11 protein-coding genes are annotated in these 12,216 nt (G+C 66.0%); 7 read left to right on the top strand and 4 right to left on the bottom strand.

What is annotated here, in order from left to right; genetic code table 11:
• The first annotated feature begins 50 nt into the window (after positions 1 to 50).
• From DLM85_RS11945 to DLM85_RS11935, 3 genes are all read left to right on the top strand, one after another.
• Positions 51 to 467, top strand: coding sequence for a hypothetical protein (locus DLM85_RS11945; RefSeq protein ID WP_111478333.1), 417 nt, complete (start codon positions 51 to 53; stop codon positions 465 to 467).
• A gap of 450 nt (positions 468 to 917) precedes the next feature.
• A complete protein-coding gene (locus tag DLM85_RS11940; protein WP_111478332.1) occupies positions 918 to 1,676 on the top strand; it encodes an acyl-CoA desaturase in 759 nt (252 codons plus the stop codon).
• A 143-nt stretch (positions 1,677 to 1,819) separates the two neighbouring features.
• A complete protein-coding gene (locus DLM85_RS11935; protein WP_111478331.1) occupies positions 1,820 to 2,173 on the top strand; it encodes a hypothetical protein in 354 nt (117 codons plus the stop codon).
• A gap of 71 nt (positions 2,174 to 2,244) precedes the next feature.
• Here DLM85_RS11935 and DLM85_RS11930 read toward each other — a convergent pair whose 3' ends face one another.
• Positions 2,245 to 3,477, bottom strand: coding sequence for an acyl-CoA dehydrogenase family protein (locus tag DLM85_RS11930; RefSeq protein WP_243635938.1), 1,233 nt, complete (start codon positions 3,475 to 3,477; stop codon positions 2,245 to 2,247).
• 144 nt (positions 3,478 to 3,621) lie between these two features.
• Between DLM85_RS11930 and DLM85_RS11925 the strand changes: the two genes are divergently transcribed.
• Complete coding sequence (locus DLM85_RS11925) at positions 3,622 to 5,160, top strand: NHL repeat-containing protein (protein WP_133257027.1); 1,539 nt, start codon at positions 3,622 to 3,624, stop codon at positions 5,158 to 5,160.
• A 163-nt stretch (positions 5,161 to 5,323) separates the two neighbouring features.
• Positions 5,324 to 7,060, top strand: coding sequence for an APC family permease (locus DLM85_RS11920; protein WP_111478329.1), 1,737 nt, complete (start codon positions 5,324 to 5,326; stop codon positions 7,058 to 7,060).
• Positions 7,061 to 7,083: 23 nt separating this feature from the next.
• On the opposite strand, the gene DLM85_RS11915 is transcribed toward DLM85_RS11920, so the two are convergent.
• Positions 7,084 to 7,827: a DUF2490 domain-containing protein gene (locus DLM85_RS11915; protein WP_165822119.1), complete on the bottom strand. Its 744-nt coding sequence runs from the start codon at positions 7,825 to 7,827 to the stop codon at positions 7,084 to 7,086.
• 331 nt (positions 7,828 to 8,158) lie between these two features.
• Between DLM85_RS11915 and aroC the strand changes: the two genes are divergently transcribed.
• Both aroC and DLM85_RS11905 read left to right on the top strand, forming a co-directional pair.
• A complete protein-coding gene (aroC, locus tag DLM85_RS11910; protein WP_111478327.1) occupies positions 8,159 to 9,238 on the top strand; it encodes a chorismate synthase in 1,080 nt (359 codons plus the stop codon).
• A gap of 60 nt (positions 9,239 to 9,298) precedes the next feature.
• A complete protein-coding gene (locus tag DLM85_RS11905; RefSeq protein ID WP_111478326.1) occupies positions 9,299 to 9,577 on the top strand; it encodes a hypothetical protein in 279 nt (92 codons plus the stop codon).
• A 7-nt stretch (positions 9,578 to 9,584) separates the two neighbouring features.
• Here DLM85_RS11905 and DLM85_RS11900 read toward each other — a convergent pair whose 3' ends face one another.
• Both DLM85_RS11900 and DLM85_RS11895 read right to left on the bottom strand, forming a co-directional pair.
• Positions 9,585 to 10,952: an HTTM domain-containing protein gene (locus tag DLM85_RS11900; RefSeq protein ID WP_111478325.1), complete on the bottom strand. Its 1,368-nt coding sequence runs from the start codon at positions 10,950 to 10,952 to the stop codon at positions 9,585 to 9,587.
• Positions 10,953 to 11,001: 49 nt separating this feature from the next.
• On the bottom strand, positions 11,002 to 12,102 hold the full coding sequence (locus DLM85_RS11895; protein ID WP_111478324.1) for an OmpA family protein: 1,101 nt from the start codon (positions 12,100 to 12,102) through the stop codon (positions 11,002 to 11,004).
• Positions 12,103 to 12,216: the final 114 nt, after the last annotated feature.

The raw sequence follows: 12,216 nt of genomic DNA, 5'->3' as shown, positions 1-12,216 counted from the left end.
TCCCGGCGGCGGGGCCGCCGTTGTCCGTTCACCCCATACTTACTTATTCCATGTTCAGACTCATTTGCCTGCTCGGGCTGCTCCTGCTGGTTGGCAGCGCCCGGGCCCAACAATCGGCCACCCGCTACCTCACGCTGGTGCGCGAGGCGCTGCCGGAGCAGCCCTCCGGCCAATACCAATCCTCGCTGACCGTTATCGGCCCCGACGGCTCCATCAAGACGGAGGAATTTCTGGTGGACCGCAACGTGGCTTCCAAGAAAGTCATTGGCGCTTCCATCACCAGGGCGCTGGCGGATTCCAGCGGGTGGGGCTACCGGCGCAGCCGCTACGCGCTCAACAAAGTGTACCAGATCGAAACCAACAAGCTCAACGAGCTGGGCGCGCAGGGCTGGGTGCTGGTCAATACGTCCCAGGAGGGCAGCACCGTGCGCTACCTGTTTCGGCAGGATGCCGCTCCCCGTCCGTAGGCAGCCGGCAGGCTCCAGCAATGCCTTGCAGCCGCTCGTGCCAGGTGTGCCCGCAGTGGCGGTGGCGGATAAGGTAGCGGGCCATGTCCTGGTTTATACCCCAAGAAACAAAAACGGCCGCCCTGCCTGGCTGCCGGCACCAGCGGCTCCGACTGATAAGTAGCCCGCGGGGGCCGTTTGCCGTGCTGACCGATTCCAGGGTCAGCGTAAATCTGCCGGTGCCCGCTGGGAAGAGCGGCTCATGGCCCTGCGTACCTTTGTAAGCCACCGCCATTACGGTAGCGGTGGCACGAAACAGCCGCCCGTGTGGTTGTCAGCTCGTACCGCCTCTGGTGCGTCGGCGCAGCATGTGCCCGGTCCTTTTTGAACAGTCACGAATACCAGCAAGCCGCCGCCAAGGATGCCAGGGCTGCCTTTTCGCCCCTGTTATCATCCTTCGAAAGCTTTTGTATGCTGGTTCTCCTGTTCTTCGCCGCGCACTGGTATTTGTCCCTGTTTGCGCAGACCTTCTTTCAGCACCGCTATGCGGCCCACCGCATGTTCAGCATGCATCCGCTGTGGGAGCGGTTTTTCTTTGTCTTCACCTTCGTCTGCCAGGGCTCCAGCTTTATGTCGCCGCGGGGCTATGCCCTGCTGCACCGGCTGCACCACGCCTACTCCGACACCGCGCAGGACCCCCACTCGCCGCACAATTCCACCAACGCCTTCGGCATGATGTGGAAAACGCGCACCGTCTACCAGGACGTGCTCAACGACCGGCACGCCGGGGCGGAGCGCTTCGCCCAGGGCGACTACCCCGAGTGGCCCGCGCTGGAGCGTTTCAGCAACCAGTGGTACGCCCGCCTGGGCTGGGGGGCGCTCTACATTGGCTTCTACGTCGCGTTTGCCACCGCCTGGTGGCAGTTTCTGCTCCTGCCGATTCACTTCGCCATGGGGGCCGTGCACGGGGCCATCGTGAACTGGAGCGGGCATAAGTACGGCTACCAGAACTTCGACAACCACGACAAGTCGCGTAACTCCCTGTTCTTCGATTTTCTGACCGGCGGCGAGCTATTCCAGAACAACCACCACAAGCTGCCCAACCGGGTAAATTTTGGCGTGAAGAAGTGGGAGCTGGACCCGACCTACCCGGTTATCTGGGTGCTGAACAAAGCGGGGGTTATCCGACTGCGGCCAGCCCGGCTGGCGCCGGCGCAGCAAGCCGCGTAGCGGCCTGAAGATTACCGGTAGAGGTCTGTGCATGGCTTGCAAAGCCTGATCCTCAAAAGCCGTTCTGCTGGCAGAACGGCTTTTGAGGATCAGGCTTTGCAGGGCAAGCGGTACCTTTTGGCACACTCATTCCCTCGTTTGCCATGAAGAAACTGCTACTTCCCGCGCTGCTGCTCGTCACCGCTTTGGGCTCCTGGGCCTTTTATCCGAAAACGGCCGAGCCCCAGGGCTACATGATGGTTATTGGTCGTATTGCTGGCAACGGTTTCAGCGCCAAAAACTCCATTTCCACGATTATGCCCGACGGTCAGATGCAAACCCAGGAGCTGGACGCAAAGACGGGCTCGGTATCGAAGTTGACAGGCTCCTTTGACCAGTTGCATCAGGCTGAACTGAAAAAGCTCAACGAATTGCGGCAGGTCGGCTGGCGTGTCGTCAACTCAACGCAGATGACCGCAGGCGCTGCAATTGAAACGACTTACCTGCTGGACAAATAGTCCCTCCAGCGTCAAGCCAAAACGGGCAGCTGCTCACGCAGCCGCCCGTTTTGGCTTGGCAACCATCAGGCTTACTTAAACGCCTGAATACCCGTAACATCTGCCCCGGTGATGAGCAGGTGAATGTCGTGGGTGCCTTCGTAGGTGATGACCGACTCCAGGTTCATCATGTGGCGCATGATGGGGTATTCGCCGGTGATGCCCATACCGCCGTGAATCTGGCGGGCTTCGCGGGCAATGTGCAGGGCAATTTCCACCGAGTTGCGCTTGGCCATCGAAATCTGGGCCGAAGTGGCTTTGCCGGCGTTTTTGAGCATGCCCAGGCGCCACACCATCAGCTGGGCCTTGGTAATTTCGGTAATCATTTCGGCCAGCTTTTTCTGCTGCAGCTGGAAGGAGGCAATGGGCTTGCCGAACTGCTCCCGCTCCAGCGAGTATTTCAGGGCCGACTCGTAGCAATCGATGGCCACGCCGATGGCGCCCCAGGCAATGCCGTAGCGGGCCGAGTCGAGGCAGCCGAGCGGGCCTTTGAGGCCTTCCACGTTGGGCAGCAGGTTTTCCTTGGGCACCTTCACGTTGTCGAACACCAGCTCGCCGGTGATGCTGGCGCGCAGGCTCCACTTGTTGTGGATTTCGGGGGCGGTGAAGCCTTCCATGCCCTGCTCCACGATAACGCCCTTGATGCGGCCGTTGTCGTCCTTGGCCCACACCACGGCCACCTGGCTCTGGGGCGAGTTGCTGATCCACAGCTTGGCGCCGTTGAGCAGGTAGTAGTCGCCCATGTCCTTGATGGTGGTGGTCATGCCACCGGGGTTCGAGCCGTGGTCGGGCTCGGTGAGGCCGAAGCAGCCCAGCCACTCGCCGGAGGCCAGCTTGGGCAGGTACTTGCGGCGCTGCTCCTCCGAGCCGTACTGGTAGATGGGGTACATCACCAGGGAGCCTTGCACCGAGGCGGTGGAGCGCATGCCGGAGTCGCCGCGCTCGATTTCCTGCATGATCAGGCCGTAGCTGATGTAGTCCAGCCCGCCGCCGCCGTACTCGGTGGGGATGGTGGGGCCGAAGGCGCCTACTTCGCCGAACTTGCGCACGATTTCGGAGGGGAAGTGTGCCTGCTGGGCCCACTTCTCGATGTTGGGGCTGATTTCCTTCTTGACGAAGTCGCGGATGCTCTGGCGGATGAGCTTGTGCTCTTCGGTGAGCAGGTCGTCGATGTCGTAGTAATCGGTGAACCCGGCGGCGTTCAGGGAGCCTTTGTTGCGCTGCACCTGGGCCTTGGGCGAGAGGACGTCGGTTTCAGAAGACATGCGTGGGAGTGAGTTGGGATGGGAAGCTCAAAGATAAACGATTCGGCGCGGAGGTATTGGGCGGCAGGCATATTCGAGCGGGGGGGGCATCTTCTGGTACGAAAATTGGGCGCCGTTGCACTTCATCGTTAACATTCATCCTGCATGCAGCATTTTACCCGGCGTTTGTTTTTTGGTTTGCTACTGGCGGGCCTGCTCCCGCTCAGCCCCGATGTTCGTGCGCAGTCGGGACCGGCCTGGGCCCGGCCCATAGGCGGAGCCCGGGTGGCCACTGGCGGCACCGACTACGTGTATACCGTCGACAACGGGAACGTGGTGGCCTTCACGGCCCAGGGCCGGCAGCGCTGGACGCAGCCCATGACCGGGGGCATTAATGCCATGGCAGCCGATGCGGCCGGCAACCTCTGGGTGACCGGCAACAGTCTGAATGGCCTGTCGACCGGGGGGCTGACGCTGCCATCGGGCGGCTTTGTCGTCAAGTACGGGCCGCAGGGCAACGTGGTGTGGGGCCGCGCTATCGGGGCCATTCAGGGCCTGTATCCCGCAGGCCGGAGCATTGCCCTCGGTAGTGGGGGCGAGGTGTACGTGGCGGCCGTCGGCGGGCAGTTCCCGAATGTTGCCGGCGCCAACACGTTTCTGCAGAAATACAGCGCGGCCGGTACGCCCGAGTGGACGCAGCTGGCGGCGGGCGCCGATGCCACCGCCGTAACGGCAGACGCCAACGGCAACGTGTGGCTGGGGGGCAGCTTTCACACCACGGCCCGCTTCGGGAGCATTCAGCTGGCCCGCGCCTGGCGCAACGGCTTTCTGGCGCGCTACTCCGCGCAGGGGCAGGTGCAATGGGCCAAGATCTTTGCCGCGCCGGGCCCCAATGTACCCTACGTCAGCTCGGATATACCCTCCGTCAGAGGCCTGCGGGCCCACGGCAACGCGGTATACCTGGCCTGTGGCCTCAGCGACACCGTCGATTTTGAGGGGACCCGCGTGGTAGCGCCCAACCGCTCTTCGCACGGCGTGCTGATCCGCTACGATGCCCAGGGCAACCAGCAGTGGCTACGGCAGCTGGTCGGCACCAGCGTCTTTATCAGCGGCCTGGGCGTGGATGCCAGCGGCAACGCGGTGGTAGGCGGCTCGTTTCTGGGCAGCCTGAGCGCCGATCAGCTGAGCACCACCGCTCCTTCGCTCGTCTCCGACCTGTACGTGGCGCGCTACTCGCCGCAGGGCAGTGCCCAGTGGCTGCGCCACGAACGACTCGCGGCGAATCAAGGCATGAACGATGTGACCACCGATGCGGCGGGCAACGTCTACGCCACGGGGTTTTCCACTGGCAGCGGCGGCACCATCGCGCTGGGCGACACCCTTCTTCCAGCGGGCACGGTGTTTCTGGTGCGCTTCGGCAGCTCCGTGCTATCGACCAAGGCGGCGGCCGCGTTCGGGCCGCTCAGCCTCTACCCCCACCCCAGTCGGCCCGGCGCGGCGCCGCAGCTGAACTGGGCCCGGCCCGCCGTGGCGGGCACCAAGCTGGTCGTACTCAACGCCCTGGGCCAGGTACTGCGGACGCAGCCCGTCTCCGTGGGCAGCAGCAGCGCGGTGGTTGCCACCGCCGGGCTGGCGCCGGGCAGTTATCTGCTGCAGCTGCGCGGCGTCGGTGGGGTGCAGGTCTGCCGGTTGGTGCTGGAATAGGCAGCCGAGCCGTACATTTTGACTATCCGCAACCGCTCGTAGGCTTTGTGCTTGCGGGCGGTTACTTTATTTAGCCCGGCAGTGCGGCAGGTGGTTTCCACCGCACCGCCCCAGCCGTATAAGTCGCAACGCTCCTGCCCCCCTCTCCTACCCTCCGTCACCTATGAGCACGCACACCAAACTAAACGAGCTGGAAGCCACCGCCATCTGCGGCAACGACATTTCCTCGTCGTGCCTCTACGTGTCGGCCCTGGCCATTACCTACGCCGGGCAGTACGCCTGGCTGGCGCTGCTGCTGGTGGCGGCGGTGCTGTTCCTGTTCCGCAAAATCTACGGCGAGGTGGTGGGCGCGCTGCCGCTGAACGGCGGGGCCTACAACGTGCTGCTGAACACCACCAGCAAGAGCAATGCCTCGCTGGCGGCGGCCCTCACCATTCTCTCGTACATGGCCACGGCGGTTATTTCGGCCAGCGAGGCCATGCACTACCTGCACGCGCTCTGGGAGGGCCTGCCGGTGCTGCCGGCCACCATCGGGCTGCTGGGCCTGTTTCTGGTGCTCACGCTGCTGGGCATGTCGGAGTCGGCGAAGGTGGCGGTGGTGATTTTCCTGGCGCACCTGGCCACGCTCACCCTGCTGGTGGGCGTGGCCGGCTGGTACCTGAGCACGCACGGCCTGGGCACGCTGGAGCTGAACTTCCAGGCGCCGCTCAAGGGCAGCCTGGCCACGGCCCTGTTCTACGGGTTCAGCGCGGCCATGCTCGGCATTTCGGGCTTCGAAAGCTCGGCCAACTTCGTGGAGGAGCAGGCGCCGGGCGTGTTCCTGAAAACGCTGCGCAACATGTGGGTGGTGGTGAGCTTTTTCAACCCGGTGCTGGCCCTGCTGGCCGTGGGCGTGCTGCCGCTCGTCACGGTGGGCCAGCACACCGAAACGCTCCTCTCCCACCTCGGGCAGGTGGCCGGGGGCCGCTGGCTGGCCGCCCTCATTTCCATCGACGCGGTGGCCGTGCTCAGCGGGGCCGTGCTCACGTCCTTCGTGGGCGTGAGCGGGCTGATGAAGCGCATGGCCCTGGACCGCATCTGGCCGCAGAGCTTCCTGAAGGAAAACGGCCGCGGCAGCAACTACATCATTCTCCTCAGCTTTTTCGTGCTTTGCATCAGCATCCTGCTCATCACGCGCGGGCAGCTGGGGCCGCTGGCGGGTGTCTACACCATTTCCTTTCTCTCGGTCATGGCCTTCTTCGCCATCGGCAACTTCCTGCTGAAGGGCAAGCGGCGGCGCCTGCCCCGGCCCGTCTACGCCACCATTCCAACGGTGGTGCTGGCCTTGCTGGGCGTGGTGGTGGGGCTGTTCGGCAACATCAAGCTGCACCCGGATTTCCTGGTGGTGTTTCTGCAGTACTTCGTGCCCACCATGCTGCTGGTGGTGGTGATGCTGGAGCGCGTGGCCATTCTGAAGCTGATCCTGCACGGCATTCAGCGCCTCTCGGAGCGCTACGGCAGTTGGTCGCGCTTCGGGCGGCTCACGGTGCGGCGCATGCTACGCGAGCTGAACCAGCAGGAGTTCGTGTTTTTCACCAAGGGCGACAACGTGTCCAACCTCAACAAGGTGATGACCTACGTGGTGGAAAACGAATTTACCACCCGTCTCAAAATCGTGACGCTGCTGCGCGAGGGCGAGCAGGTGGCGCCCGAGCTGCTCACCGACGTGCGCGTGCTCGACCGCGCCTACGAGCAGATCGAGGTGGAGTTTGTGACCCGGCAGGGCAAGTTCGGCCCCGAGCTGATTGACGAGTTGTCGCGCGAGTGGGGCATTCCGAAAAACTTCATGTTCATCGGCTCCCCCGGCGACCAGTTTCCCTACCAGATTTCCGAGCTGGGCGGCGTGCGGCTGATCATCTGAGTAGCGCCCACTTTCCGTTCGCGCTACTTCCCGCGCAAGTCCAGGTCGTAGGTCAGGGCCAGGTACAGCGTGTGGTTCCGCTCGAAGGTGCGCCCGTCGCCGTGGGCTTTGACGTGGTACATGTAGCCCAGCTCGGTGCTGGCGGCGCTGGTGAATTGCCGGCCCAGGGCGGCGTAAAGGCGGTTCTGGTTGAATGGAAAATCCACATTCCGCCCGAAGCCGACGAACAGCTCGTCATAAGCCGTGAGGTAGAATTCCTTCGGGTCGAGGCGGCGGCCCTGCAGCGGCAGCTGCGCGCTGAACTGGTACCGGGCGCGGTTCTGGAACGTGGGGCCGGCCTCGCCGTCGGCCCGAATCCAGCGCTGCTCCAGCCGAAAGCGGTGGCCCAGCGCCAGGCGGCCCAGCGTGTCGGCCAGCTGCACTTCCTCGTAGGCGCGGTGTTCCCGGCTGTGGCCTTCCGGAAACTCGCCGTAGGGATAGGTGCGCAGAAAGGTGTAGCCAGCGGCCGTCTGCAGCTTATCCGACCAGTGTTGATTCAGGCCCAGGCGCAGCAGCAGCTGCTGGCGCCGGGGCAGCAGGTCGGCGCGCCGCAGCTGGGCTTCGGTGTGCAGGCCCCAGAAATCGGTGAGCTGATGGTCGCCGGTGTAGTTGTACCAGGTCTGGAAGGCGCGGTCGTAGCGGGGCGGCGGGCTGGTTTGGGCGCGGGCGCGCTGGCTGAGGCCCAAAAGCAAACAGGCGAGAATCAGGCAGCGGTGAAGAGGGAGCATGACGAACGGTAACGCCTGGCAGTACGCAGATACGCCAGGAAAGGCCGACGACCACCTCGCGGTCATTGCGAACGAAGCGAAGCACCCGCCGCAAGGCGCAGCCGATCCTTCCTGCGGTAGCACCGCCGATTCAATCCCTGCCACCGAAAACGCATCAGCACGAAAACAGAACCACCCGAAGCCGCAGAAGCAAGTTTCTGGCGGTGCTTATTCATTGGTTGGCACATTGGCCAGGACCGACTGCTTCGCGTCGCGCGCAATGACGGCCGGTGTAGCCGCATCAATGGCATCCGCGAAGCATCACCGGCATCCGCCGTCTACCTTTGTCCCCATGAGCAATTCCTACGGCACTCTGTTTCGCATTAGCACCTTCGGCGAGTCGCACGGCCCCGGCATCGGCGTGATTATCGACGGCTGCCCGGCCGGGCTGGCCGTGGATGTGGCCGATATTCAGCACGCGCTGGACCGCCGCCGGCCGGGCCAGTCGGAGCTGACCACGCCGCGCAGTGAGGCCGACCAGGTGGAGGTGCTGTCGGGGCTGTTTGAGGGCCGGAGCACGGGCACGCCCATTGCTTTGCTGATTCGCAACCAGGACCAGCGCAGCCACGACTACTCCCACATTCAGCACGCCTACCGCCCCTCCCACGCCGACTACACCTACGACCAGAAGTACGGCCACCGCGACTACCGCGGCGGCGGGCGCAGCTCGGCCCGCGAAACGGCCGCCCGCGTGGCCGCCGGGGCCGTGGCCGCCGCTTTTCTGCGCCAGCACGGCATCACGGTGCAGAGCTACGTGTCGCAGGTGGGGGCCGTGGCCGTGCCGGTGGGCTATGAGCAGCTCAACCTCGCGCTCATCGACTCGAACCCGGTGCGCTGCCCCGACCCCGAAACCGCGGAGCGCATGGCCCAGCTGATCCGCCAGACCCGCGACCGGCACGACACCGTGGGCGGGCTGGTGACGGGCGTGGTGCGCGGCGTGCCCGCCGGCCTGGGCGAGCCGGTGTTCGACAAGCTGCACGCCGAGCTGGGCAAGGCCATGCTGAGCATCAACGCCGTGAAGGGCTTCGAGTACGGCTCGGGCTTCGCCGGCACGCTCTTGTTCGGCTCGGAGCACAACGACGCCTTTTACACCGACGAAGCCGGGCAGGTCCGCACCCGCACCAACCACTCCGGCGGCGTTCAAGGCGGCATCTCGAACGGGCAGGACATCTACTTCCGCGTCGCCTTCAAGCCCGTGGCTACCATCCTGCAGCCCCAGCAGACCATCGACGACCAGGGCCAGGCCGTGGAGCTGGCCGGCCGCGGCCGCCACGACCCCTGCGTGCTCCCGCGCGCCGTGCCCATCGTCGACGCCATGACCGCCCTGGTGCTGGCCGATATGCTGCTGCGGGCCCGCGGGAGCCGGGTGTAGGCTGGAAAAAAAATTGAAGCAGCGTTCAAACTTTTGTGGGCATTCGGCTACCAGAGGGGTATGAAAACCACCATCACTCCTTCCCCGCCCGATACGCCCCGGCAGAAGCTGCTGGCTAGCCTGGAGCAGCTCATTGCCGACAAAACCAAAGCTCTGGCTCGACATCGACGCCAATACAACCACCGTCCATCCCAGAAAATGGCAGAACGCCTGCAGAACCTGGAGCTGCACCTGGATTCATTACAAGCGGAGCATTTGCGGCTTTCCCGGCAGCTCAAACTTGAAACTCTGGAAAAGGAATTTGGGACTCCGGCCACTCTGGGGCGGCGCGCGGCTTAATGTGCTCCTACTCCCCCGGCCCCGGCAGCACCCAGGCGTAGTGCCCCCAGCCGCGCCGCTGGGTGAGCAGGTTCAGCCGCGGGCTGACCAGCGGGCGGTACGGGTGGCCGTTGAGGCTCAGGTGGGAGTCGCAGTATACGGCTACGGGCGCCAGGCCGCGCCGGCGGTAGTCCCGGGCCAGCAGGTGGGCAAACTGCAGCAGCAGGTCGGGGCTGTCGACGAGCTTGCGGGCCTGGTTGGGCGTCAGGTACTGCTCGGGCAGCACCAGCTCCTCGCGGCCATCGGGCAGGCGCACCCGAAAACGGGCCCAGCCCTGCTTGGCGCGCAGCATCAGGTGCCAGCTGAAGCGGTGGCCTTCCTCGGTCCAGTGCGCGTCGGCCGGGTACAGCAAGTGGCGCAGCGGCAGCAACAGCTGCACCGCCCCGAAGGCGGCCAGGCCGGCCAGCACCCGGCGGCGCGTGCGCAGCGGGGGCAGCGCCGCGGGCCCCGAAACGCGGCGCGGCGCGGCGGCCAGCACCCGGCTGCGGAACCAGCGCCCCACGAAGCCCGGCAGCCGGCGCGGAAAATTGGGGGCGAAGAACAGGCTGGTGAGCAGCAGCGCCACCCACGGAAAGGTACCCAGGCCGAACACCACCACGTTCAGCAGGTGAAACAGGGCCGCCCAGGCGAAGCCCCCGGCCCGGGTGCGGCGCCACAGCAGCAGCGGCACCACCAGCGCGTCGAAGGCAATGCCGCCGTAGCTCATCAGCCAGGCCGTGGCCGGCTGCGCCAGCAGCCCGCCCACCAGCGGATACTGCGCCTTGGCCGCCAGCCACACGGTGAGCGGGCGGGCGGCCAGCCAGTCGGGGTTGAGCTTGGCCAGGGCGGCAAATACGTAAACCAGCCCGATCTGAAACAGGACGACGGCCCGCATCCAGGCCGGCACGGTGGCGGCGGGGGCCACGCGGCCGGCGCGCACGTCGGCCGAGGCGGCGCGGTGGGCGGGCAGCAGGGCCAGCACGGCCGCCAGCAGCGCGTAGAGGTAGAAATGGTTGATGTACTCGGTTTCTTCCAGCAGCAGCAGCGCCGCGTAGCCCAGGCTGAGCAGCGCGGCGGCCCAGCGGTAGCGCCAGCCCGCGGCCACGGCAATGCCGGCGGCCACGATCAGCGCGTAAAGGCCGTAGATGACGCCCGGGGGCGGGTGCGGGAGCCACTCCCAGCCGAGGTAGCGCAGGTGAAAGCGCGGGGCGGTGTAGTTGCGCACCCGCCCCCACACAAAGGCGCCGCCGTGCTCCAAGGCCAGTAGAAAGCCCGCGCCCAGGCGCAGGTACACCAGCCAGGCAATGTCGACGGGGCGGAACAGGGCACTACTCAGGCGCGGGGCAAGCGGCTTCATGGCCCTAAGCTACGGGCCGGCGCCCCGCCCGGATGCGCGGCCGCCCCGCCTACTGGCCCAGCACCACAAACTCCACGCGGCGGTTGCGGCGGCGGTTGGCCTCGGTGTCGTTGGCGGCCACCGGGCGGCTGGGGCCGTAGCCGGCCGTTTCGAGCCGCTCGGCCGCCACGCCGTACTTCACCAGGAAGTGCTTGATGGCCTCGGCCCGCTGCTCGCTCAGCAGGCGGTTTTTGTCCTCGGGCCCCTGGTTGTCGGTGTGGCCTTCCAGCCGGACGCGCAGGGCGGGCTGCTCGCGCAGGGCCTTGGCCAGCCGCGCCAGTTCCGGCTTCGAGTCGCCCAGCAGCTCCGGCTTGCCCTGCACGAAAAACACGTTGCGCAACGCCAGGCGCTGCCCGGTGCGCAGCGGCGCGGCCAGTGCTGCGGCCGCGTCGGCCGCTTCGGGGGCGGCGGGCGGCGCGGCGGCCCCGGCGGCCGGGGCGCTGGCCGTGGCGGGGGCAGCCACGTCGGGGGCGGCGGCAGCCGGCGTGGGCGGGGCGGGCTCCAGCACCCAGATGCGCAGATTACGCAGCCGCGACTCGGCGCCCAGATTGGTTTCCAGGCCCACGCCGGTGCCCAGCAGCTTGGGCCGCTCCTGCGCCCACACCCGCGTGCCGTTGACGAAATACGTGACCTGGCTGCCCCGACGCTCCACGCGCAGCGTGTGCCAGCCGGTCTGGCGGCCCACGGCGGCCGAGTAGGCGTTGTCGCCGTTGGTGGAGAAGAACTTGCCCTCGCGCCAGCCGCACACGGCAAACCGATGCTCGCTCATGGTTCCAAACAGGCGCATGTTGTCGCGGCCGCTGGCGCCCCAGGCCAGGCAGCCGGCGTTGGTGGTGCTCAGCTCGGCTTCGATGATGAAGTCGGGGGCCTGCGCCAGCTCGGGCACGGCAATGAGCGCCACGCTGGTGTTGTTGTCGTTGCCGCGGGCCTGGGCCACGTATTCGCCGCGGCGCAGGCGAAAATCGGCGTTGCCCACGCGCCCGGTGGGCCAGTTGCGGTGGTTGTCGCGGAAGTCTTCTTCCAGAATCAGGCGGGGCACCAGGTTTTGGGCCGGGGCGGCCGCCGCGGCCAGCAGACCCAGGTTCAGTAGCAACAACAGGCGCAGCAGCATGGCAAGCGGGGAAATGGCGGAGGCCAAAACTACCGGCCGCGGCCGCCTCGCCGCCATACCCGCCGGCCGGTATTTTGGCCTACCGGCCGGCCGCAATCTGCTACCTTTGCAACC

The organism is Hymenobacter edaphi, from assembly GCF_003258365.1.
GTDB classification, from domain to species: Bacteria; Bacteroidota; Bacteroidia; order Cytophagales; family Hymenobacteraceae; genus Solirubrum; species Solirubrum edaphi.
This window is presented reverse-complemented; position numbering and strand designations above follow the sequence as displayed.

Coding starts and splice junctions, on each gene's coding strand:
- DLM85_RS11935 (WP_111478331.1), top strand. CDS start 1,820: ATGAAGAAACTGCTACTTCCCGCGCTGCTGCTCGTCACCGCTTTGGGC.
- DLM85_RS11925 (WP_133257027.1), top strand. CDS start 3,622: ATGCAGCATTTTACCCGGCGTTTGTTTTTTGGTTTGCTACTGGCGGGC.
- DLM85_RS11930 (WP_243635938.1), bottom strand. CDS start 3,477: ATGTCTTCTGAAACCGACGTCCTCTCGCCCAAGGCCCAGGTGCAGCGC.
- DLM85_RS11900 (WP_111478325.1), bottom strand. CDS start 10,952: ATGAAGCCGCTTGCCCCGCGCCTGAGTAGTGCCCTGTTCCGCCCCGTC.
- DLM85_RS11905 (WP_111478326.1), top strand. CDS start 9,299: ATGAAAACCACCATCACTCCTTCCCCGCCCGATACGCCCCGGCAGAAG.
- DLM85_RS11915 (WP_165822119.1), bottom strand. CDS start 7,827: ATGCTCCCTCTTCACCGCTGCCTGATTCTCGCCTGTTTGCTTTTGGGC.
- aroC (WP_111478327.1), top strand. CDS start 8,159: ATGAGCAATTCCTACGGCACTCTGTTTCGCATTAGCACCTTCGGCGAG.
- DLM85_RS11940 (WP_111478332.1), top strand. CDS start 918: ATGCTGGTTCTCCTGTTCTTCGCCGCGCACTGGTATTTGTCCCTGTTT.
- DLM85_RS11945 (WP_111478333.1), top strand. CDS start 51: ATGTTCAGACTCATTTGCCTGCTCGGGCTGCTCCTGCTGGTTGGCAGC.
- DLM85_RS11920 (WP_111478329.1), top strand. CDS start 5,324: ATGAGCACGCACACCAAACTAAACGAGCTGGAAGCCACCGCCATCTGC.
- DLM85_RS11895 (WP_111478324.1), bottom strand. CDS start 12,102: ATGCTGCTGCGCCTGTTGTTGCTACTGAACCTGGGTCTGCTGGCCGCG.